Below are 21,710 nucleotides of genomic sequence, written 5' to 3'. Positions count from 1 at the left end.
GCGGACAGCAGGAGAGAGAGCACGTCGCTTACCGTAGCGACCGGAAAGCCGCCCTCAGTTCCTGAGCAAATATCGTCGGCTGCTCCCACGCTGCAAAATGGCCTCCTTTCTCGGCCTGATGGTAATAGATGAGGTGAGGGTAGGCCTTCTCGGTCCAGCTACGCGGCGCCTGATATTGCTCGCCGGGGAATACGCTGACGGCGACTGGAACCTTGACGCCTTTTGCGTTGAAGAATCCACCCTTATATTCCCAATAGAGACGCGACGCAGACACGCCCGTATTAGTCAGCCAATACAGCGTGATGTTGTCGAGAACTTCGTCGCGCGTCAGTTCGCCTGTTGCGCTCGCATTCCGGTTCAGCGCTGCAGCGACTGCCGCGGCAGGCTGAGCATTGGCGTCGTTGTGATCGAGTAGCCACGCCGCCAGGCCGACGGGTGAATCGTCAATGCCGTAGAGCGTCTGCGGGCGCGAGCCCATCAAGCGGGCGTAGTCCACTTGCTTGAACGTTTGGGCGAGCTGCCCGTAGGCGCGTTTCTCATCCGCTGACATACCGGCTGGCGCCGGGGCGCCGATTCTTAGCGCCTCGTCGATGTCCGCAGGAACTGTCGCGGGCATGTTGGTGTGGATGCCGAGCAGCCCCGGAGGTGCCTGCAAGCCCATTTGATCGACGACGAACGCACCCCAGTCCCCGCCTTGAGCGACGTAATGCTGATAGCCGAGACGGCGCATCAACTCGGCCCACGCGCGCGCCATGTGTTCGGGACCCCAGCCGGTCGTCGTCGGCTTGCCGGAGAAACCGTAGCCGGGCATCGACGGGATGACGACGTCAAACGAATCGTCGGCTTTTCCGCCATACGCGACGGGGTCGGTCAGTGGCCCGATGAGCTTGACCTGTTCCAGCACCGAGCCGGGCCAGCCATGATTGATGATCAATGGAAGCGCATTCGGGTTCTTCGATCGAACATGGATGAAATGGATGTCCACGCCGTCAATGGTCGTCACGAATTGCGGTAACGCATTGAGCGCCCCTTCCGCTTTACGCCAGTCATAATCCGTTGCCCAATAGCGCGCGAGTTTCTGCATCGTCTCAAGCTGCACGCCCTGTGACGAATCCGCTACGGTCTCCTTTTCCGGCCATTGAGTGGCGGCGATACGCCTGCGAAGGTCGTCGATCGCGACCTGCGGCACATGAACCGGTGCAAACGGACGGATCGACTCGTCCTGGACGCTTGCATGCTGTGTTGCCGGAAGTACATCCGGTGCTGGAACCGCGTACGCAGAGCTGAAAGCCGTCGTTAGCGTAAGGCCCAAAGAGGCTGCGACAAACGCAGCAAGCTTGCGCCGCGCGGGCGTTGATGATGCTGCAAAATACATGGTGACTCTCCTGCAATGAGTGCTCCAACGCATGCGGGTCGGAGCGTTTCGCGCTTTACGCACGCAATGGCCTTAACCCCGCTCGCACTTCATTCGCGAAGATGATCGGTTCTTCCCATGCCGCGAAGTGTCCGCCGGTTTCGGGTTTGTTGAAGTACATCAGGTTGTGATAGGCCTTTTCGGTCCAGCTCTTCGGCGCCTGGTAGTTTTCTCCCGGAAAAGCGCTCACTGCGGCAGGCACGTTGACGTCGGCCGCAAGGAAGAAATTCGCGTGCGACTCCCAGTAGAAACGCGAAGCCGACACACCTGTATTGGTTATCCAGTAAAGCGTGATGTCGTCGAGAATGTCGTCCCGCGTCAGCGCGCCTGCGGAATGTCCATTGACGGGATGCCCGAGCACGGCCGCGCTCAGCGCCGCTGCGGGCTGGCCGTAGCCATCGCCGTGATCCAGCAGCCAGGACGCCAGCGCAACGGGCGAGTCGGCAAGTCCATAGAGCGTCTGTGGCCGCGTGCCCATTTCGACCGCGTAGCCCCGCTTCTTCTTGAAGTTCGCGCTCAACTGGTCATAAGCGTGCTTCTCCTCGTCCGATAAGCCTTGAGGCATTGGATCGCCGGCCGCCAGCGATTTGAGGATCTCAGCCGGAACGGCCGCCGGGAAATTCACATGAATGCCGATCAGTTCGGGCGGCGCCTGTTTCGCCATGATGTTGGTGACGATGCCGCCAAGATCGCCGCCCTGCGATGCAAAGCGCTCGTAGCCGAGCCTTTTCATCAACGTGACCCACGCACGGGCGGTGCGCTCCGGACCCCAGCCGGTCGTTGTGGGCCGTGCCGAAAAGCCGTAGCCGGGCAACGACGGAATCACGAGGTGGAATGCATCCGAAGCCGGTGCGCCGTACACAGTCGGATTGAGGAGCGGGTCGATGATCTTGAACTGTTCGATGATCGAGCCGGGCCAGCCGTGTGTCACGATGAGCGGCATCGCGTTCTCGTGCTTCGAGCGCACATGAAGGAAATGAATATCGAGCCCGTCGATCTCCGTAATGAACTGCGGATACGAATTCAGCCGTGCTTCGCATTTGCGCCAGTCGTAGCCGGTCGACCAGTATTGCGCAAGCGTCTGAATCATGGCGAGCTGGATGCCTTGTGACTCGTCGGGCACGGTCTCGCGATCAGGCCAGCGGGTCGCCTTGATACGGCGGCGCATGTCGACGAGTTGTGCCTCGGGCACGTGAACGCGAAACGGGCGAATTGCGGACTTGTCGCCGTTCGCGGGTTCGGTGATCCTGCCGATTGCCGGGCTGGTGTCCGCGAACGCAAGCCGGCTGAGCGAACCGGCAGCCAGGGCCGCAGCGGCCGCACTGACGAAGTGGCGGCGGGATGAGGATTGGGGCGTGTCTTGTGACATGAGATTGTCTCCTGCTTGATCAGCGTGTTGTGTTGCGGGTGAAGTCGGCGGCGTGCGGCCTCACGAATACACACATCATTTGAAATTTGCGAACCAGCATCCTCTGGTCAGCGCGAACCTGCAACAGCGGCCGCCTGCGTGCGCACATCGTCGTCAGCCTTGTCACTGACAGGCAACGAGTGCGGAGCGCGTTCGTGAACATGCGCGGTCGGCGTGCGGTCAATCATCAGACTGAGTAATTCGGGGCGGTTGTAGTGGCCGGCCGCGTCCATCAGCATCTTGCGGCGGTCGATTTGCGCGAAGTCGAGATCGACGATCACGTCGCCTTCTCCGGAGCGGAGCGGTTCGGCCATCAACATGCCGTCAGGCGAGACGATGGTGGTGAAGCAGCCACCCGAGATCGGACCGATTCCACAACCGGTGTCCTTCATGATCTGCGCCTGCTGGTCGGCGTCGAGCCATGCCGTCGCGTTGACGACGAATGCGCCGGACTCGAGCGCATGCTGGCGGATATTGATTTCCATGCGCTGCGCAAACCCCTCGCCAAAGGCAGAGCCGGGGTACATCGCCGAATGGATCTGCTCGCCGTCGGCGATCATTGCGTAGCGGGCGAGCGGGTTGTTGTGTTCGAAGCATGCGAGCTGGCCGATGCGGCCGACGGCGCTGTCGACTGCACGCAAGCCCGAGCCATCTCCCTGGCCCCAGATCATGCGTTCGAAATGCGTCGGCGTGATCTTGCGGCGGCGCTGGATCAGCGTACCGTCAGCATCGAAGAGCAATTGTGTGTTGTACAGCGTGCCGCCATCGCGCTCATTCACGCCAATCGACACGACCATGCCTGCCTCTCGCGCGGCTTTGCCGATCGCGTCAGTCGCAGCGGACGGCACAGTCACAGCCTGCTCGAGCAGGCGCAAATATTCGGATCCCGAAAGAAGTTCGATGCCGGTCTGGACTGCCGCAAAGTAAGGGTAATAAGGCACGACCGTTTCGGGAAAAGTCGCGAACTGCACGCCCTTCAGGCCCAGTTCGTGGATCTTCTGCACCACTTTCGCGACGGTGGCTTCACGGCTATAAAGCACCGGACTGAACTGGACGGCGGCGGCTTTGACAACTTTCATGACGAACTCCTTGATGCGGGGAAGGGTGCGAGGCGTTGGTCGATCTTGCACATGCAACATCGACCGAAAAACTTCAAACGATGCGCGGCGGCAATTGCTGCGCGATATTCATGAGGCCATGTGCGCCGCCCTCGCCGAGGACGCGCGTCGCGTGGCTCTGCGCCGCGGCCCACGCGTTAGCGGCATTCGTGAGCAGCGCGTTGCCTTCGTGCGTGAGCGAAAGAGGGCGGCTGCGACCATCGCTGCCTGGCGCGCCTTCGGCAACCCAGCCCTGGGCGATCAGCGGTTGCAGGTTCCGTGTCAGCGTCGAGCGCTCGTGATAATTGCGTCGGCCCAGATCCGAGCGGCTCATCGGCCCGAACTCCGCGATCATCACGAGCAATGAGAACTGCGAAGCAACAATGCCGAACGGGCGCAACGCGTCGTCGTAGATCGAAGTGAGGAAACGGGAGATCTGCCGGGCGCGCGTCAGCAAACAACTGCGCGCGATCTGTCTGCTCGGCACTTCACGCGCGGTGCGGTCGGATTCAACGGGTTCGTTCCACTTATGCTGCATATGCACCACCTTCAGTTTGCGGAGCGGTGTTTGCTCGCGATGGGCGTATTTGAGCGGACGGACGTATCTCGCTTGTGTCCGGAAGTCGGTTGTTTGTAAGCGTGCGTATCGCTGTCGGACGTGGATACGTTGAGATACATAAAGGCGCGGCGGGGGAAGCAGCAGGGTCGAAGGAGCAGTCGCCGGGGAATTTAAATCGGCTTATCCGCGGCCCCCGTATAATCCGGCATGACTCAATTCATCCCCACAGCAGTAAGCTTGCGCGCAGCGGCACCGGCTGCGCGTTTCATCGGCCCGGTCCATTCACCCTCCACTCGTGCGGAATCCACGTTCGTCGAGCTGCAGTCGGCGGTCGCATGAAAATACCTAAACGGCTTGCCCCGCTTCTCGAAGAAGGGCTCATCGACGAAGTCATCGGCCAGTTGATGAGCGGCAAGGAGGCAACGGTCTACGTCGTGCGCAGCGGCGAATCGACGCGTTGCGCAAAGGTCTACAAGGACGCGAAGCAGCGAAGCTTTCGGCAAGCCGCGTCGTATCGGGACGGCCGCAAGGTCAAGAACAGCCGGCAGGCGCGGGCGATGGAAAAAGGCACGCGCTACGGCCGTCAGATGCAGGAAGCGTCATGGCAGAACGCTGAAGTCGACGCACTGTTCCGGCTCGCCGCGGCAGGCGTGCGCGTGCCGCAACCCTATATTTGCACCGACGGCGTGTTGCTGATGGAGCTGGTGATCGACGAGATGGGCGACGTCGCGCCGCGGCTTAACGACGTCGATATGACCGAAGCCCGCGCCCTCGAACTGCACGCGCTGCTGCTGAACCAGGTTGTCCGCATGCTCTGCGCAGGCATGATTCACGGCGATCTGTCGGAATACAACATCCTGCTCGCAGCGGACGGCCCGGTGATCATCGATCTGCCGCAGGCCGTCGACGCCGCCGGCAACAACGAAGCCGCCTCGATGCTCAAGCGGGACGTCGACAACCTGGCCGCATACTTCGGACGGTTTGCGCCGCAAATTCTCACCGCGAGTTATGGCGCGGAGATCTGGACGCTGTTCGAATCGGGGCAGCTGCATGTCGATATCGAACTGACCGGCCGCATCGAAGTCGACACGCGACCGGTGGATCTCGATGGCGTGCTTCAGGAACTCGAAGAGACGCGTCTTGAGGAAGATGCGCGATTGCGGCGGCAGCAGGAACTGAGCGCGGGTTGATAGCCGCGCTCGGTTTCGGGCGAACGCCGCGACGCCGTCAGCGAGGAGCCGGCTCGTTCAGATAGACGCCCGCGGACAGCGCGGCTTTCACCTCTCGCGTGAACTCGTCGGTGGACACTTCCTCCGCGCCGGCCTCGATCGCGTCGAATGCCTGACGCACGACGTCGGCCGGTGTCGCCTTCGGCACTTCAAGCCCGCGCGTCAGATCGGTGTCGATGAAGCCGGCATGCAGCCCGACAACCTGTGTGCGCTGCTCGCGCAGCGAATGACGCAGGCCGTTGGTCACCGCCCACGCGGCCGACTTCGACACGCCGTAGCCGGAAAGGATCGGCCGGTTGATCCAGCTCGCGACCGACAGCACGTTCAGAATCGCGCCGCCGCCGTTGCCGGCGAGGTGGCCCGCGAACGCGCGCGACATCGCGAGCATCCCGAAGACGTTGGTTTCGAAGTGATCGCGCAACACGTCGAGCGCGCCGTCGTCGGTCAGGCTGCTGAACCGCGCAATGCCCGCGTTGTTGATCAGCAGCGTGACGTCGCGCGCGGCTTCCGCGGCAGCGGCCACAGCCGCCGGATCAGTCACGTCCAGCTTGAGAGGCACGACGCCCGGCAGCGTCACGCTGGCCGGATCGCGCGCGCCCGCATAGACCTTGCGCGCGCCTCGTTCGAGCGCCTGTCTCGCGAACTCGAGGCCAAGCCCGCGGTTCGCGCCCGTCACCAAAACAACAGAACCTTCGATTTTCATGACGCATCCTTTCCTGGGGTTGATCGCCGGCGCGCGGGCTCGCCGGGCGCAAGAAATCGGGTGAAAACAATCGGATGAAACATCGGCATCAAAGACGGCATGACCCACATTGCCGTTTGCACCTTGTCCCGCGTCGCTTCGCGTCATGGGCCAAAGTCGGCTAAACTTATCTCAATGTCGATCGCCATCGTCTTAAGACGCATTGTGTCGACGCAACACGAGCGTGTCAATGGTGATCGACATTGTGTTTATTAATCGATGCGATCGCCTGAACAAAGGAGGAATCGATGGGTGTGTCACGACAGCAGGCCGCCGAGAACCGCAGCGCGATCGTCGCGGCGGCCGAGCGGCTGTTCCGCGCGCGCGGGGTCGAGGCTGTGGGGCTCGCGGAGTTAATGAAAGAAGCCGGTTTTACACAGGGCGGCTTCTACAACCATTTCAAGTCGAAGGACGCGCTGGTCGCCGCGGTGATGGAAAAGGCGATGGAAGACTATGCAGATTCGCCGAACGCCGGGAGCCTGGCAAAGCAGGCGGCGCGCTACCTGTCGACGCGGCACCGCGGCAACATCGAGGCCGGCTGTCCGCTGTCCGGGTTCGCGGGCGACGTGCCCCGTATGAGCGACGCGGCGCGCGCGTCCTACACGCGCGGCCTGGCGGCGTATCTCCGCCGGCTTGAAGCCATGATTTCCGCGGAAGGCGCAACGGCGAAGCAGAGCCGTCACGATGCCATCGCGGCGTTCAGCCAGATGGTCGGCGCACTCGTGTTGTCGCGTGCGGTCGTGAGCGCCGATCCCGCCTTCGCCGACGAGATCCTGGAGGTGGGGCGCCGCACGCTTGTCGATAGGACGCCACCTAAGGCGCCATGAGCGCTGGCTCCGAATTCACGGCGGGCGAGCACGTCGCGAGTTGCGGGGCCTTCAGCTTTAAAGATCGCAGGCCCGCGCCAGTGCAAGTGTGTCGATGTACTCGCGGATGTTCGTCACCTTGCCATTTCGAACGGTAATGGCGAAGACCCAATCGTCGTCGAACGTCCTGTTCGTGGCTTTGACTCTGCCCGTGGCAAAGCCGACGACCAGAACCCGGTCGCCCTGCGCGACGAATTCGAAAGGGGCTGGGTATGACGTTTCAACCGTGTCGGAAGCCTTCTGACGCAAATCCGCCAATCCCGCGTGTCCGCGATGAGTGCCGGCCAGCGGCCACTCGCCCGGAATGATCCACTCTATGTCTTCGGCGGAAATCGCGAGCAGGCCCTGCTTATCGCCGCGGCCCATTGCTGCAAAAAAATCCTTCACAATCTGGACATTCTCTTGCGTGCTCATTGAAATTCTCCGTTTCTGTTTCATGTGGCCGAAAAGCCACCGGAGGACGTCGCGCCGGTGATTCAGCCAATCTCGACGTTCAACGCGATATCCCATGTGCCGGCGCCGTTTTTCGCGAGGCCGATCATCATCAGACCGAGCGCCTCGAGCGTCGCGGCCATGTGCAGGCCACCCACATCCAGCGGACGCAGTCCGAGACTCTCGATCAAGGTCGAGACGCGCGCCTTGGCCTGTGCATCGTCGGCTGCGATGAACGCGTCGAGGCGTCCGTTTTTGGCCAGTACGTGGCCAAAGACGGTGTTGAACGCCTTTACGACGTGCGCGGTGGCGGGAAGACCCTTGGCGATCTCCTGCGCGCCGGAACTGCCGTGCGGGGTGATGAGGCCGGAAAGGTCCGGGGCGACCGGATTGGTGATGTCGATGATCACCTTGCCTTCGAGCGCGTTTCCGTAATCGGCGACGACCGCCGCCGCACTGCCGTACGGCACGGCGAGGATGACGATATCGCCTGTCGGCGCGGCGGCGTAAGTCCCCGTGGTTGCTCCCGCTGAGAGCTTATCGGCCAGCGCCCGCGCTTTGGCTGGGTCGCGGTTCAGGACCTCGACGGTATGTCCTGCCTTGGCGATACGGCCGGCGACGGCCGTGGCCATGGTTCCTGCGCCAATGATGCTAATCGTGCTCATGTCAAATATCCTTCTGAGTTGGGGTATGCCCGTGATCTGTACGAGGCTTCGCCCATGATGTTTTTTCGTGTGCGCCGAGCCACTTGCGTCACCTTCCTGCTACTCCGTGACGGGCTCGGCGCGATGGGGGAGTCACTGCCGTCTGCTTAGTTCAACGGACAGGGAAGTAGTGGCCATTGTCCATATCGGCAAACAGGCCGGGCTGCGTTGGTGTCCAGCCGAGCGTCTCGCGCGTGATCGCATTCGACGCCGGGGTATCCAGTATGACCAGATTTGCAAGGAATCCGAAGTACCCAGGCAGCATCAGCACGTCCGCGGGAATGGGTACGGCGGGCAGCTTCAAGCGACTGCCGATCGCCTCGGCGATCTCGCGGTACGCAATGCTCCCCTCTGCAACCGCGTGCCAGCTTCTGCCGGCGGCGCCTTTCTCAAGCGCCAGGCGGAACACGGTGGCGACGTCGCGGGTGTGCACGGCGGCCCACCTGTTCGCACCGTCTCCGGGGTAACCGACGACACCCTTTTCCTTCGCCAGCCCGATTAGCAGCGGAAGGAAGCCGGCATTGTCGGTCGCGCTGTGCATGATTTCAGGGATCCGAACGACTGAAGACCGCACGCCTTTTTCGGCGAGCCCGATTACCGTGGTTTCCACGATGTTACGAACCCGCAAGGTGTTCTTGTACGGATCGCCGCCGGGAAGAGGCGGATCCTCCTCGGTGGCCGGCCGGCCCAGGTTGTCCCAGCCGGGCGAGCCGATGCTTCCCGATGAGACCAGCGGCTTTCCGGTTCCGGCCAGCGCCTCGCCATATGCGAGCATGATCTGAAGCTCCGCATCGGCCACGGCGTTGATCCCGCCGACCGGAATCAGGTCTTGCCGGTGTGCGACATGGATGACGCCGTCGGAGGCGGCGGCCGCTTCTTTAAGGCCGTCGAGATCCACGAGGCTACCGAGACGCGGCTTCGCGCCAAGTGCGGACACCGCAGCCGCCGCCTTGTCCGAACGAGCGAGGGCTGTGACCTGATGGCCTGCGGCGATGAGGTCGGAGATGATGTACGGGCCGGAATGGCCGGTCCCGCCGGTGACGAAAACCTGCATGTGAATGTTCCTTATGAGTAATGTGATGCCGGAAGCGGTGGTCCCGGTGCATTCAGCCGGGAAGGCTGACGCCGATTGAGAAGTTCGTGTGCTTGACGGCGTGCGCGAGGAGGCCCAGCGACAGCAGGCACGCGTGCTCCAGTGACCTCGCCATTGGCAACGGCCCGGTATCCATTGGACGCAATCCGAGGCTCTCGATGAACGCCGACACGCGTGCCTTCGCCTGCGCGTCGTCTCCGGCGATGAACACGTCCAATGCGTGGCCCGGGACGGGACCGGCCGCCAGGACGTGGGAGAACTGGGTGTTGAACGCCTTGACGACTTTCGCATCGGCAGGGGCGGCCTTAGTGATCTCCTTTGCGCCGAAACTGTCTCCAGGGGTCACGAAGCTCGTGTGATCGGAGGCGACCGGATTCGTGATGTCGACAAGAACCTTGCCTGCCAGCCCTTCGCCGTACTGCTTTACCACGTCGAGAACGGCGGAGTAGGGAACCGCCAGGATGACAATGTCCCCGGCCGGGGCGGCGCCGAACGCGCCTGTCGGCGCGCCGGCTCCGATCTGCGCGGCGAGCGTCCGCGCCTTGACGGCGTCGCGACTCGTCACCTCGACGATGTGTCCCGCCTTGGCGGCGAGGCCGCCGATCGCTGCGGCCATGCCGCCTGTGCCGATGATGCTGATAGTGCTCATATGCAGCCTCCTGGTTTGTTGGGTGCTGCTCGTACTCCCGAACAACCATGCTAAACACATTGCTTGCAAAAAACAAGTAAACGGCGCAAATTACTTGCGTTATGCAAGCGATGTTAATATCGAGCGATGAAGACGACATCCATGAAGACGACATCTAAAGAAGACATTCGGTCCCATTGCGCAGTGAACTACGGCGTGGAGGTTTTCGGCGACCGGTGGTCGCTCCTGATCATTCGCGACATCGTCTTTGCCGGCAAGAAGACGTATGGCGAGTTCCTGAGATCGGAGGAGGGAATCGCGACCAATGTCCTTGCTTCGCGCCTTGCGTTTCTTGAGGAGCAAGGAATTCTCTCGAGGGCACCCAGTGCCGACGACAGGCGGAAGGACTTCTACACGCTGACCGAGAAGGGCCTGGACCTCATTCCCGTCGTGCTTAACATAGTCGTTTGGAGCGCGAAGCACGATTCGAAGTCGTACGTGCGGCGCTGCAAGGAGTTCGTTGCCCGATTAAATCGAAACCCCGTGCAAGTGAGCGAAGAGGTGAAGGCGCTGATCCGCAATGGCGGATCTATGTTTCCTGAGAGCAAGGAATAAGCAAGACGGCAAGCGCGCCGTGTCACGTCGCACGAACGATATGCGCACACCACCGGGTGCGTCGCGAATTACCGAAACCCCGCTGCTGTTTTCGCGACGCAGACAGTCCTCAAAAACCTGTTTGCTACGGCACGACACCTTTCTCCCTCTCGCGTGCCGAAAGCGCTTGAAAAGCCCGCTGGTAAATTTTTAATTCCCCTTTGTTTTCAGCGGCTTGGACGGCTATTTCCGCTTTGCGCGATTAAGCCTGGCATACCCTGTGCAAATACCCCCGTGAGCGCAACGAATAGTGCTCTTCCTTCCAGACTGAAGACCCTCACAGGAGATTTACCATGAGCTCGCTGATCATCAAAGACATCGCCCATTCCGAAGACCTGTCCGCCAAGGCTCTGTCCGCTGTACGCGGCGGCAGCAACTACAACGTCGGCAACGTCAATGCCGCTTATGGCGGCGGCTTCGCCAGCCCGGGCGTGGTCGTGGCACCGGTCACGCAGACCGACACGCAGACGAAGGTCGAGATCCCGACGATCATGAACTTCGGCGGCCTGCAATTCGCCAAGGCGTGAGTTAAGCGCCGGGGAGGGCGACGCTCTCCCTTTGCTTGCCGAACCGTACTTCCAAACCCGAAACAGAGAAACATCTCAGGAGACTTACCATGACCTCGCTCACCATCAAAGACATCGCCCATTCCGAAGACCTGTCCGCCAAGGCTCTGTCCGCTGTACGCGGCGGCAGCAACTACAACGTCGGCAACGTCAATGCCGCTTATGGCGGCGGCTTCGCCAGCCCGGGCGTGGTCGTGGCACCGGTCACGCAGACCGACACGCAGACGAAGGTCGAGATCCCGACGATCATGAACTTCGGCGGCCTGCAGTTCGCCAAGGCGTGAGTTAAGCGCCGGGGAGAGCGGCGCTCTCCCTGACGGCACGCCGACTGTACCTTCCAAACCCGAAACAGAGACATCTCAGGAGACTTACCATGACCTCGCTCACCATCAAAGACATCGCCCATACCGAAGACCTGTCCGCCAAGGCTCTGTCCGCTGTACGCGGCGGCAGCAACTACAACCTCGGCAACCTCAATGCTGCTTATGGTGGCGGCTTCGCCAGCCCCGGCGTCGTCGTCGCACCGGTCACGCAGACCGACACGTACACGAAGGTCGAGATCCCGACGATCCAGAACTTCGGCGGCCTGCAGTTCGCCAAGGCGTGAGTTAAGCGCCGGGGAGAGCGGCGCTCTCCCCCTTGCTCGCCGAACGTACTTCCAACCCGAAACAAAGAAACAGCTCCAGGAGACTTACCATGACCTCACTGACCATCAAAGACATCGCCCACACCGAAGACCTGTCCGCCAAGGCTCTGTCCGCTGTACGCGGCGGCAGCAACTACAACGCCGGCAACCTCAATGCTGCTTATGGCGGCGGCTTCGCCAGCCCGGGCGTCGTCGTGGCACCGGTCACGCAGACCGACACGTACACGAAGGTCGAGATCCCGACGATCCAGAACTTCGGCGGCTTCCAGTTCGCGAAGGCGTGAGTTAAGCGCCGGGGAGAGCGGCGCTCTCCCTGACGGCACGCCGACCGTACTTCCAAACCGAAACAGACAAACAGCTCCAGGAGACCTACCATGACCTCGCTCACCATCAAAGACATCGCCCATACCGAAGACCTGTCCGCCAAGGCCCTGTGCGCTGTACGCGGCGGCAGCAACTTCAACTTCGGCAACTTCAATGCTGCCTATGGCGGCGGCTTCGCCAGCCCTGCTATCGTCGTGGCACCGGTCACGCAGATCGACACGTACACGAAGGTCGAGATTCCGACGATCCAGAATTTCGGCGGCCTGCAGTTCGCGAAGGCATGAGTCGAAGGGATTGGGCGTTGCGCCCAAGGGTCAAGGCCCGATCGCGTGACGCGGGCTTTCCGCAGCGTCGGGGGCGGCAAGCGTCGTCGACAGGATAGCGCGCGCTGTCTCGTTGACCGTTTCATAACAAGGGGAGCGTAGTGGCAGGACCAAGCGGTTGATCCAGCCACCCTAGTTCGTTACCCTTCCGAACCATCCGGACTTGTCACCGAGGTTTGGATCTAAGGGCTCGCCGGCCACTCCACCCGGCGGGCTTTTTTTCGCGCGCTTTTTAGTCCTGGTTGCGACTGCGGGCGCAGCCCGGTTCGGTGAATGGTTGTGAGCGACCCTACGTGCCTTAAATGTGTGGGCCGGTTTCTCCAAACGCTGCGGTGATGGATGTGGTATTGGCCGTAGAGCGCCTTCAGAAAACCGCTGCATTACCCGCAGGGCGATGCCCGCATCAAGCCGCCATCGCCCGACGTCCGACCGACCAGCCGTTCATCGTCAGAAATACGATCAGCGTCGCGCCGAAGATGCACTGACGTCCGGCCTCGCCGATCTGCAGCGCGGTCAGAAAACTGGTCAGCGCGGTGATGAACAGCGCGGCAATCGCCACCGCGATGTAATCGCCGCGTCCGCCGCCCAGCGACACGCCGCCGATCACCGCGACCACGACGCTCGTCAGCACATAGCCACTGCCGAGTCCGAGAAACGCCTGGCCCACGTAGCCCACCAGCAGCACGCCGGTCAGCGCGGCAATCATCGCGCTCGCCGTATAAGCCGCGATACGCACGGCTCGCACGCGAGTGCCGGTGAGCAGGGCAGCGGTGGGATTCGCGCCGGTCGCCATCAGGCGGCGGCCCCATGCCGAGCGATCCAGAAACCACCAGACCGCAGTGCCGGCGACGAGCCACAACACGGCGATCGTCGGCACGCCTGCCACGCTGCGTCCGGCGAGCGCAACGAGCGTCGCACTGGCCGCGGTATTCACATGCATGAGCGACGACCACACGATCAAACCGCCGTCGACCAGACTCGCCATTGCGAGCGTCATCACCAGCGGCGGCACTTTGAACACCGTGATCCCGCAACCGTTGATCACACCGACCACCGCGCCGCACAACGCCGCCGCAAAAAACGCGAGCGGCAAGCCAACGGGCAAACCCGCTGGCCCCACATTGATCACCGCCGCGCCGATGATCCCGCCCAACGTCGCGACCGCGCCGACCGAGAGGTCGAGCCCCTGGCCGCCGGCCATCATCGCGAGCGTCTGCGAGATGCCGAAGAGGCCGAGGAAAGTGGCAATCTTCAACTGGTTGCCCAACTGGTCCGCGTTCGTAAAGCCGGGCACCGCCCACTGTCCGCCGACCATCACGAGAACGACGAGCACCAGCAGCAACATGCGCCGGGAAGTCAGCGTCGCGCTCATGCCGGTTTCCTCGCGCCGATGAAAGTGCAACCGAGCGCGAGCAGAATCACCGCGCCCTTGAACACTTCCTGATAGTTGCTCGGAATGCCCGCGAAGTAGACGACGTTGCCGATCAGCACGAGCACCAGCGCGCCGCAGATCGCGCCGAGCATCGAGCCGCGTCCGCCCGCGAGCGAAATCCCGCCGATCACGACCGCTGCCACCGAATTCAACGTGTACGGCAAGCCGAGGCGCGCATCGCCCGACGAGGTTTGCGCGGAGATGCAAAGCGCCGCGCCGAACACGAACAGCCACGCGAGCACATAGCCGAGCAGCTTGACGAGCCGCGTATCGACGCCGGACTTGAACACCGCATCCGCCGAACTGCCGGTCGCGATCAATCGGCGTCCGAAGCGATGACGTTGCAGCAGTGCCCACAACGCCCACGCCGCGAGCACCGGAATGGCCGCAAGCGGAAACACGCCGACGCGCATCGCGAACCACTCGCCGAGTATTTCGGGCACTGCGCCGCCGGGCTGCGGCATCAGCAGCAGGGCGCCGCCGAACCAGATCGCGCCGGTGGCGAACGTCGCGATCAGCGCGCTTTGCCGCAGGTAGCCGACCAGCAAGCCGTTGCAGACACCCGCCGCAACCGCGATGACAAGCGCCGCGATGCAGGTCGCCGCCGTGCCCCAGCCGGTGAGCGACGGCACTGCGGCGAGCACGCAATTGATCAGCGAGATCCCGGACCCCACTGAAAGATCCAGCTCGCCGAGCAGCACGATCACCGCCTGCGCCATGCAGACGAGAATCACGGGCGCCGCGTTTTGCAGATTGCTCGACAGCGAATCGGCGCTGAAAAAATCAGGTTGAAGAAACGCATTGCACGCCAGCACGATCAGCAGCATCGCGACGCCCGGCAACGCGCTGCTGTTGCGTGACGTGATCGCGTGGATGCATTGACGCAAACCGTGGACGGGCTGCTCGCGCGCAGGCTGAAGTCGTTCGGTCAGGCCGGCTTTCATGCGGCGCTCCTGCCGAACAGCGCGCTCGTGACGCGGGCTTCGTTCATGTCGGGTCCTTCGAGTTGCGCGACCACGCGGCCTTCGTACATCACGATCAGGCGGTCGCAAACGGCGAGCAGTTCATCGGTGTCGGATGCGTAGACGATCGCGGCCGCGCCCGCTTCGGTCAGCGCGCCGATCGCTTCGTAGATTTCCTTGCGCGCGATCACATCGACGCCCTTGGTCGGATCGCTCAGCAGCAGCACCTTGATTCGGCGATCGAGCCAGCGGCCTATCACGACCTTTTGCTGATTGCCGCCCGACAGCGCACGCACGGGTTGTCGCGCGTCGGACGTCTTGATCCGCAGACGCTTCACGGCAAAGTCGACCAACTGGCGGATCGACGCACTTCGCAAACGCCACGGCTCGCGCTGAAAATTAGCCGCGACTTGCGCGAGATTGAACTCGACCGAATGATCGAGCCACAGTCCCTGCCGATGACGATCGTTCGGCACCAGACACACGCCCGCGTCGATCATCTGACGCGGCGAGCGGACAGCGATCGGTGCGCCGTCGAGCGTTATCTCGCCATCATCGAGCTTGCGATATCCGGCGAGCGCATCGAGCAGTTCTTCCTGCCCGTGTCCTTGCAGTCCGGCCACGCCGAGTATTTCGCCTTGCCGCAATTTGAAGTCCACGCCGCGCAGGCGGGCGCCGGCGCGCAGTCCACGGGCACTCAACGCGATAGGGCTGATGTCGTTGGATGCGCTAGCTGTAATCACGGCACTCATGCGCGGACTGTGTTGCGAATGCCGGCGAGCGGCCGCACTTTCACCGTGCATATCCGCAGCAGTTGCGCCGCCCATCCACGCAAGCACGCGCGCTTCGTCGAGCTTGCCTTGCACCGGAATTTCGCCGGCATCCCTTCCGTTGCACAACACCATCACGCGATCGCACAGCGCCTGAATCTCCGCCATTCGATGCGAGATGAACACGATCGCTGTACCGCGCGCGGCCAGTGCGCGGATCACGCGCATCAGGCTGTCGACTTCGGCGGCGGCGAGCGCGGCCGTCGGTTCGTCGAAGATCAGCACGCGCGGTTCGAGCGCCAGCGCCTTGGCTATTTCGACGAGCTGCTGATCCGCGACGGAGAGTTGCCCCGCGGGAAGGTCCAGGTTCCAGCCGGCACGCAGGCTCGAGAGCAACTGCGCCGCGCGCCGCCTTGCCACCGTGCGATTGAGAAAGCGCCCACGCCGGCACATTTCCGCGCCGAGAAACACGTTCTCCCAGACCGGCAGATCGGGTGCGAGCCCCGGATGCTGATGCGCGATCGCAATGCCCGCCGCGCGAGCCGCACGCGGCTCGCCCGGTGGGAGACGATGCGCGTCGAGCGAAAGCGTGCCCGCGTCGGGCCGATTGTCGCCGGCGAGAATGCTCGACAGCGTCGACTTGCCGGAGCCGTTCGCGCCGAGCAAACCGAGCACTTCACCGGCGTTCACTTCGATGCTGACGTTATCGAGCGCGACCACGCCGCCATAGCGCCGCGTGATTCCTGTGGCAGTCAGTAAAGGCATGCGCGTTCCGTCAGGGCGTGAAGAGCGCGTCGAGCTCCGGCTCGCTCAGCCATTGCCCCAGAAAATAGCTGTCGGGCTTGCCGTTCATCGACGCGAGCGTGGCGTCCAGCGTGTCGGCGGTGACCGTCTTCGTGATCGGGAAGTAGTAGGTGTTATCCGGCAGCGGCTTGAGCTTGTGACCCTGCGCGAGCCGCACCGCGATGCCGAGCGCGGTCCGGCTGATGTCGGGTGGATTCACCTGCACGAACACCTTCATCGGATTGCCCGCGTCGCGCTGCTTCTTCCATTCCTGGAGGAAGCCCTTCTGCGCCTCGCCGGTCATCACCGCGACGCGCCGGTTCGCGTTCTCGAACGCACGCAGCACGCCGAGCGCCATCGCGTCTTCGGTAAAGACCGCGTCGATTTTCGGTTGCGCGGCGATCACCGTTGCCATCACCGCCTGCGCCTTCGCTTCGTCCCACTCGCCGTAACCGGACCACACGACCTTGATGCCGGGATACTTCGCGAAGGTGTCGAGCGCTGCCTTCTTGCGCGCTTCGGCTGCCGGATGACCGGGAATGCCGTCGAGGACCACGACGTTACCCTTGCCGTTCAATTGCTGCACGATCCACTCGGCGTAGCGCTGCCCCCACTTGTAGTGATCGACGGTGACGTTCACCGCGTATTTGTTCGACACGGCCTGATCGAACGAAACAACAGGAATCTTGCTACGCTGCGCTTCGGAAATCACGCCGTTTAGCGCGGTGGCCGAATTCGCGTCGACCATGATCGCGCGGGTTTTCTGGCGGATCATGTTGCGCATGTCCTGGATTTGCTGGCCCGTGTTCGTCCCCGATTGCTGGATCACGAGATTGCCCGCGAGACCCTTGGACTTGTAGGTCTGAAACTGTTCCTTGGCGCCGTCGACCATCTGATTGCGCCATTCGGTTCCGAAATAACCGTTCGATAAACCGATATCCGGCGCGGCGGCCCAAGCCGACGCGCACACGAAGCTCGCCGCGCAAGCGGCGAGCAGAGCAAGCGATTTCATGCTGTCTCCCGTCCCGTGAACAGGGGTTGCTGTTTTGATGGGCCCGCACCCGCGCCGAAGTCCGCGCCGCTCAGTGAACCGGCGCGTGAGTCGTCTGCGCGACGCCGGCATCGGCCGGCAACGGCGCGCCCGCATGCAGTTCGCCGTGCGGCGGCACGACGTCGTGCGAGGTCTTGAAGATCTCGCCGTCCTTCATGACGAGCGTGATTTTTTGCGGGTCCTGCAGCACGGCCAGGTCCTTCAGCGGATCGCCATTGACGAGCAGGATGTCAGCCAGATATCCCTCGCGAATCTGGCCGAGTTCATGCGGCCGCATCATCAGTTCACCGCCATATCGGGTGGCCGCCAACAGCACTTCCATCGGCGTCATGCCGATGTACTTCACGAAGTATTCGAGGTCCCGCGCATTCGTGCCGTGCGGCATCCATGCGAAGCCGTAGTCGCCGCCGGGCAGAATACGGATGCCGCGCTTGTGCATCTTCTGCAGCGTGATCGCCGCGGTTTCGAGCTCGCGCTTATAGCCCATCTGCGTGGCGGCGGCTTCGCTGATGCCCCACGGTTCCGCGTGATACAGCGTGCTGATCAGCCAGCCGATTCCCGGCGCGACGAAGTGCTTGTCCTTGTTCGCTTCGAGCATGTCGAGCGCTTCGTCGTCCGCGAAGCTTGCGTGGAAGATCAGTTCCAGTCCGTGACGCACGCATTGCTTGACCGACTCGCTCGAACGCGCATGCGCGGCGACGCGCTTGCCTGCACGTTTCGCCTCGGCGGCGAGCATGGCGATTTCTTCTTCGGAGAATGGCGACGATTCCGCCGAAATCCCGGCAATGTACTCGCCGGACAGATTGATCTTCAGATGATCGACGCCGTACTTGACGAACATGCGCGTGGTGGCGCGCATCTCCTCGGGACCGCTCACCACCGCGCCGAAGTTCAGTTCCTTGAACGGCATGTGCGGCAGGGTGTTGTCGGCGAGGCCGCCGAGTATCGTGATCTCCTGGCTGCCGGCCAGATAGCGCGGGCCGGGGAATTCGCCCGCGTTGACCGCGTTGCGCAGCACGACGTCGAGCCGGGGCTTGGCGGCCGCCGCGCCGAGCGCCGAAGTCCAGCCCATCTCCAGATAGCGTTTGGCGACGCGCACGCACCACAACATGTGTTCTTCCGGCGGCATGAACTGGATCGCCGACAGCGAAGGCTGATCGTTCCATGAGAAATGCGTGTGCGCTTCCGTCATGCCGGGCATCAGGAACGCGCCCTTGCCGTCGATGCGTTGCGCGTGCGGCGCGCTGACCGGCTCGCCTTCGCGTCCTACCTTGGCGATGCGTTGGCCTTCGACGAGCACTTCGCCTTTGAAGGGTTGCGCGCCGCTGCCATCGAAAACCGTTACGTTCGTGAATACGATCGAGCTCATGTGTCTCCTCCAGGCGGGCGGACTGCGACTGGCGCGCATCTCGCCCTAAGGGTTATGTTTCGCTAAAGACGTATCACCCGCTTGGGCCTTGTCGGTCACTTCTTTATCAGCGGGCGGCGCTGTAGAACGCCTGCAATTGAGCCTGCGATTCCGCGGGCTTTTCGAACGTCGTCCAGTGTCCGCAGCCGCTCAGCACGACTACCTTCGCGCCCGCGATGCGCTCGCCCATCGCCTGCACGGCTTCGGGCTTACCCACGCCGTCCTGATCGCCGGTGACGAGCAACGTGGGCACCTTGATCTGTTCGACCGGCGCGGCCTGTGCGCCAGCCAACGCTTCGCAGCTTTGCGCGTAGCCTTCCGGCGACTGGCGCATCACGCTCTCGCGCACCAGCGCGAGCGTGACGGGGCGCTGAGCCTTGGTCTCGTCGCTCGTCGCGCCTTTGACGATCGCGTCGGCGATCTCCTGCAAGCCCGCGACGCCCTTGTCGCGTGCGAGCGCCGCGCGCTGACGCATGCCTTCGCGGCCGGCATCGGGCGGCGCGAGCAGCGGCCCGAACAGCGCGAGGCTCTTCACCAGTTGCGGATGTCGGATCGCAAGATGCTGCGCGACGATGGTGCCCATTGAATGTGCGACCACGTCCGCCTGTTCGATCTTCATCTCGCGCAGCGCGGCGGCGATCACGTCCACGTACCCGTCGATCGACAGCTTTTGCGCCGGCAGTTCCGAGCGCGCGCTGCCGGGAAGGTCGATGCGAATCACCCGCTTGCCTTCGAATGCGCCGAGCACCGGCGTCCAGTTATTCGACGAGCCGCCGAGACCGTGAATGCACACGACGGGCGCGCCGTCGCCTTGCGTTTCGATGTAAAGACCCTGGACCAGAGTTGTTGCCATTTATGCCACCTCGTTTTCAAGGACGCCGACGCGCGGAATTTCCATCCGCACGACGTCGCCGGATTGCAGGAAGCGCGGCGGATTGAAACCGATGCCGACGCCCGCCGGCGTGCCGGTTGCAATCACGTCGCCCGGTTGCAGTTCGATGCCGGCCGAAATGGTTTCGATCAGCGTGGGGATGTCGAAAATCAGATGCCGCGAGTTCGACGATTGACGCAGCTCGCCGTTGACCCAGCAGCGCACGTCGATGTCGTTCGCGTCGAGTTCGTCGGCGGTGACGAGATACGGGCCCATCGGGCAAAAGCCGTCGAGCGATTTGCCGAGGAACCATTGGCGATGCAGCTTTTGCAGATCGCGCGCGGTCACGTCGTTGATCAGCGTGTAGCCGAACACGTGCGCGAGTGCATCCTGCTTGCGGATACCGCGGCCCGCTTTGCCGATCACGACGCCGATCTCGACCTCGTAGTCGAGTTGCTGCGTGACTGCGGCGTGACGCGGAATCTTGTCGCCTGGGCCGATCACCGTCGTCGCCGGTTTGGTGAAGACGACCGGTGCTTCGGGAATGTGTTCGCCGGCCTGGGCGCTTTTGTCGAAGCCGGATTTGCTGAACTCTTCCGCATGGTCGTGATAGTTCTTGCCAACGCAGAAGATGTTGCGGCGCGGCTCGTCGATCGGCGCCCGAACCGTGACGCCGCTCAAGGGTCGGCCGTCGTGCTTCGGCACCAGCGCGCTCCTGATCGACGAATAGTCATGTACCAATTGGATCATATCGCCGCGAAAGCCGTCGCTCAATTCCGCTACGGGCCAATACTGTTGTCGTTCGGGATCTACCACAGCAATGGTTTTCGCGCCATTTACCAGCAAATTTGCCAATTTCATGTCGAGCCCTTAATCTAGGTCCAGTTGGTGAGAATTTGTGTCACTGTAGGACCAAATGCGACCACAACCAACCAGGGTTAACCAAAAATAAGTACCAATTGGTTCTATGCAAGAGGCTTCACCGGCAAGGAAGAAAGTCATGGGCGACGTTGAGACCGGCAAGATTTCTGTGAGAGCGGAGGGCGCGCGTGCGCTTGCGAGCTATCTGGAAGAGGCCATCCGCACCGGGCGTTTGCGAGAGGGCGTCAAGCTTCCCGCCGAGCGCGAATTGAGCGAGGAATTCGGCGCGTCACGCGGCGCGGTGCGGCGCGTGCTGGCCGATCTGAAGGGGCGCGGGTTCATCACGCAGGTGGTGGGAAGCGGCACTTTCGTGCTGCCGCAGAAGGACGTCGCCGCAGCGGCGGTGCGTGTGGAAGCGCAGAACGCGCAGGCCGCGCATGGCGCACAAGAGGTCGTGCAGACTAGTCCCGCCGAGCTGATGGAAGCGCGCTTGCTCATCGAACCGCTGATGCCCGGCTTGATCGTGCGTTATGCGACCGCGGCCGATTTCGCGCGGATGGTCGAATGCATCGAGCGTTCCGAAGCCGCGCAGAGCATCGAAGAGTTCGAGAAGTGGGACGGCGAATTGCATAAGACATTCGCGCTGGCCACGCACAACAGCTTTTTTCTGCGCGTGCTCGAACTGACCAACGAAGTGCGCGAGCAGGGCGAGTGGGGCCGGCTCAAACGCAAGTCGCTGACGGCCGAGCGGCGCGCGGAGTATGAGGCGCAGCATCGCGCGATCGTCGATGCGCTGCGCGACCGCGACGCCGACCTCGCGTGCGAATTGCTGACCGGACATTTGAAGCAGATCCGGCACAACCTGTTTGGCGGGTGAGTCCGAGAGT

At 62.7% G+C, this 21,710-nt stretch carries 25 protein-coding genes; 9 read left to right on the top strand and 16 right to left on the bottom strand.

What is annotated here, in order from left to right:
- Positions 1-28: 28 nt before the first annotated feature.
- The 4 genes from C8K18_RS14755 to C8K18_RS14740 all read right to left on the bottom strand — a co-directional run bounded on the left by C8K18_RS14755 (position 29) and on the right by C8K18_RS14740 (position 4,457).
- The gene (locus C8K18_RS14755) at positions 29-1,375 is read right to left on the bottom strand and encodes an epoxide hydrolase (RefSeq protein WP_107707915.1); all 1,347 of its coding nucleotides are present in this window, start codon (positions 1,373-1,375) and stop codon (positions 29-31) included.
- Positions 1,376-1,430: 55 nt separating this feature from the next.
- A complete protein-coding gene (locus C8K18_RS14750; protein ID WP_107707914.1) occupies positions 1,431-2,783 on the bottom strand; it encodes an epoxide hydrolase family protein in 1,353 nt (450 codons plus the stop codon).
- Between the two features lie 107 nt (positions 2,784-2,890).
- On the bottom strand, positions 2,891-3,901 hold the full coding sequence (locus C8K18_RS14745; protein WP_107707913.1) for a carbon-nitrogen hydrolase family protein: 1,011 nt from the start codon (positions 3,899-3,901) through the stop codon (positions 2,891-2,893).
- A gap of 73 nt (positions 3,902-3,974) precedes the next feature.
- Complete coding sequence (locus tag C8K18_RS14740) at positions 3,975-4,457, bottom strand: MarR family winged helix-turn-helix transcriptional regulator (protein ID WP_006050411.1); 483 nt, start codon at positions 4,455-4,457, stop codon at positions 3,975-3,977.
- Positions 4,458-4,813: 356 nt separating this feature from the next.
- On the opposite strand from C8K18_RS14740, the gene C8K18_RS14735 reads away from it, so the two are divergent.
- Complete coding sequence (locus C8K18_RS14735) at positions 4,814-5,668, top strand: PA4780 family RIO1-like protein kinase (RefSeq protein ID WP_006050410.1); 855 nt, start codon at positions 4,814-4,816, stop codon at positions 5,666-5,668.
- 37 nt (positions 5,669-5,705) lie between these two features.
- Here C8K18_RS14735 and C8K18_RS14730 read toward each other — a convergent pair whose 3' ends face one another.
- Positions 5,706-6,410, bottom strand: coding sequence for an SDR family oxidoreductase (locus tag C8K18_RS14730; protein WP_006050409.1), 705 nt, complete (start codon positions 6,408-6,410; stop codon positions 5,706-5,708).
- 287 nt (positions 6,411-6,697) lie between these two features.
- Here C8K18_RS14730 and C8K18_RS14725 point away from each other — a divergent pair, with 287 nt between their 5' ends.
- Entirely contained in the window at positions 6,698-7,276 is a 579-nt protein-coding gene (locus tag C8K18_RS14725; protein WP_107707912.1) for a TetR/AcrR family transcriptional regulator, read from the top strand.
- A 57-nt stretch (positions 7,277-7,333) separates the two neighbouring features.
- Here C8K18_RS14725 and C8K18_RS14720 read toward each other — a convergent pair whose 3' ends face one another.
- The 4 genes from C8K18_RS14720 to C8K18_RS14705 form a co-directional block, all read right to left on the bottom strand.
- Positions 7,334-7,729 (bottom strand): nuclear transport factor 2 family protein, encoded by a 396-nt coding sequence (locus C8K18_RS14720; RefSeq protein ID WP_107707911.1) that lies wholly within the window; start codon positions 7,727-7,729, stop codon positions 7,334-7,336.
- A gap of 62 nt (positions 7,730-7,791) precedes the next feature.
- A complete protein-coding gene (locus C8K18_RS14715) occupies positions 7,792-8,412 on the bottom strand; it encodes an NADPH-dependent F420 reductase (RefSeq protein ID WP_107707910.1) in 621 nt (206 codons plus the stop codon).
- 151 nt (positions 8,413-8,563) lie between these two features.
- Positions 8,564-9,505 carry an SDR family oxidoreductase gene (locus C8K18_RS14710; RefSeq protein WP_107707909.1) on the bottom strand — a complete coding sequence of 314 codons (942 nt, stop codon included), beginning with the start codon at positions 9,503-9,505 and terminating at the stop codon, positions 8,564-8,566.
- Between the two features lie 52 nt (positions 9,506-9,557).
- Entirely contained in the window at positions 9,558-10,193 is a 636-nt protein-coding gene (locus C8K18_RS14705; RefSeq protein WP_107707908.1) for an NADPH-dependent F420 reductase, read from the bottom strand.
- 141 nt (positions 10,194-10,334) lie between these two features.
- Here C8K18_RS14705 and C8K18_RS14700 point away from each other — a divergent pair, with 141 nt between their 5' ends.
- From C8K18_RS14700 to C8K18_RS14675, 6 genes are all read left to right on the top strand, one after another.
- On the top strand, positions 10,335-10,787 hold the full coding sequence (locus C8K18_RS14700; protein ID WP_107708135.1) for a helix-turn-helix domain-containing protein: 453 nt from the start codon (positions 10,335-10,337) through the stop codon (positions 10,785-10,787).
- A 332-nt stretch (positions 10,788-11,119) separates the two neighbouring features.
- Entirely contained in the window at positions 11,120-11,353 is a 234-nt protein-coding gene (locus C8K18_RS14695; protein ID WP_107707907.1) for a hypothetical protein, read from the top strand.
- A gap of 89 nt (positions 11,354-11,442) precedes the next feature.
- Positions 11,443-11,676 carry a hypothetical protein gene (locus C8K18_RS14690; RefSeq protein ID WP_107707906.1) on the top strand — a complete coding sequence of 78 codons (234 nt, stop codon included), beginning with the start codon at positions 11,443-11,445 and terminating at the stop codon, positions 11,674-11,676.
- Between the two features lie 89 nt (positions 11,677-11,765).
- On the top strand, positions 11,766-11,999 hold the full coding sequence (locus tag C8K18_RS14685) for a hypothetical protein (RefSeq protein ID WP_029968915.1): 234 nt from the start codon (positions 11,766-11,768) through the stop codon (positions 11,997-11,999).
- An 89-nt stretch (positions 12,000-12,088) separates the two neighbouring features.
- On the top strand, positions 12,089-12,322 hold the full coding sequence (locus C8K18_RS14680) for a hypothetical protein (RefSeq protein WP_029968917.1): 234 nt from the start codon (positions 12,089-12,091) through the stop codon (positions 12,320-12,322).
- Between the two features lie 90 nt (positions 12,323-12,412).
- On the top strand, positions 12,413-12,646 hold the full coding sequence (locus tag C8K18_RS14675; RefSeq protein ID WP_107707905.1) for a hypothetical protein: 234 nt from the start codon (positions 12,413-12,415) through the stop codon (positions 12,644-12,646).
- A gap of 442 nt (positions 12,647-13,088) precedes the next feature.
- Here the strand turns inward: C8K18_RS14675 and C8K18_RS14670 are convergent, their stop codons facing one another.
- The 7 genes from C8K18_RS14670 to C8K18_RS14640 all read right to left on the bottom strand — a co-directional run bounded on the left by C8K18_RS14670 (position 13,089) and on the right by C8K18_RS14640 (position 20,823).
- Positions 13,089-14,057 carry an ABC transporter permease gene (locus C8K18_RS14670; protein WP_107707904.1) on the bottom strand — a complete coding sequence of 323 codons (969 nt, stop codon included), beginning with the start codon at positions 14,055-14,057 and terminating at the stop codon, positions 13,089-13,091.
- On the bottom strand, positions 14,054-15,061 hold the full coding sequence (locus C8K18_RS14665) for an ABC transporter permease (protein ID WP_107707903.1): 1,008 nt from the start codon (positions 15,059-15,061) through the stop codon (positions 14,054-14,056). The genes C8K18_RS14670 and C8K18_RS14665 overlap by 4 nt, the downstream gene beginning before the upstream one ends.
- The gene (locus tag C8K18_RS14660; RefSeq protein WP_107707902.1) at positions 15,058-16,614 is read right to left on the bottom strand and encodes a sugar ABC transporter ATP-binding protein; all 1,557 of its coding nucleotides are present in this window, start codon (positions 16,612-16,614) and stop codon (positions 15,058-15,060) included. Before C8K18_RS14660 ends, C8K18_RS14665 begins: the two co-directional genes overlap by 4 nt.
- A 10-nt stretch (positions 16,615-16,624) precedes the next feature.
- A complete protein-coding gene (locus C8K18_RS14655) occupies positions 16,625-17,644 on the bottom strand; it encodes an ABC transporter substrate-binding protein (protein ID WP_165919857.1) in 1,020 nt (339 codons plus the stop codon).
- 70 nt (positions 17,645-17,714) lie between these two features.
- Entirely contained in the window at positions 17,715-19,052 is a 1,338-nt protein-coding gene (locus C8K18_RS14650; RefSeq protein ID WP_107707900.1) for an amidohydrolase family protein, read from the bottom strand.
- 106 nt (positions 19,053-19,158) lie between these two features.
- A complete protein-coding gene (locus C8K18_RS14645) occupies positions 19,159-19,944 on the bottom strand; it encodes an alpha/beta fold hydrolase (protein ID WP_006050392.1) in 786 nt (261 codons plus the stop codon).
- The gene (locus C8K18_RS14640; protein WP_107707899.1) at positions 19,945-20,823 is read right to left on the bottom strand and encodes a fumarylacetoacetate hydrolase family protein; all 879 of its coding nucleotides are present in this window, start codon (positions 20,821-20,823) and stop codon (positions 19,945-19,947) included. It lies immediately after the preceding gene.
- A 139-nt stretch (positions 20,824-20,962) separates the two neighbouring features.
- Between C8K18_RS14640 and C8K18_RS14635 the strand changes: the two genes are divergently transcribed.
- Positions 20,963-21,700, top strand: a complete 738-nt coding sequence (locus tag C8K18_RS14635; protein WP_107707898.1) for a FadR/GntR family transcriptional regulator — start codon at positions 20,963-20,965, stop codon at positions 21,698-21,700.
- The last annotated feature ends 10 nt before the right edge of the window (positions 21,701-21,710 follow it).

Source organism: Paraburkholderia sp. GV068, assembly GCF_003058125.1.
In the GTDB taxonomy this organism is placed as follows: Bacteria; Pseudomonadota; Gammaproteobacteria; order Burkholderiales; family Burkholderiaceae; genus Paraburkholderia; species Paraburkholderia graminis.
The sequence above is the reverse complement of the archived record's forward strand: the minus strand, read 5'-3'. Positions and strand labels throughout refer to the sequence as shown.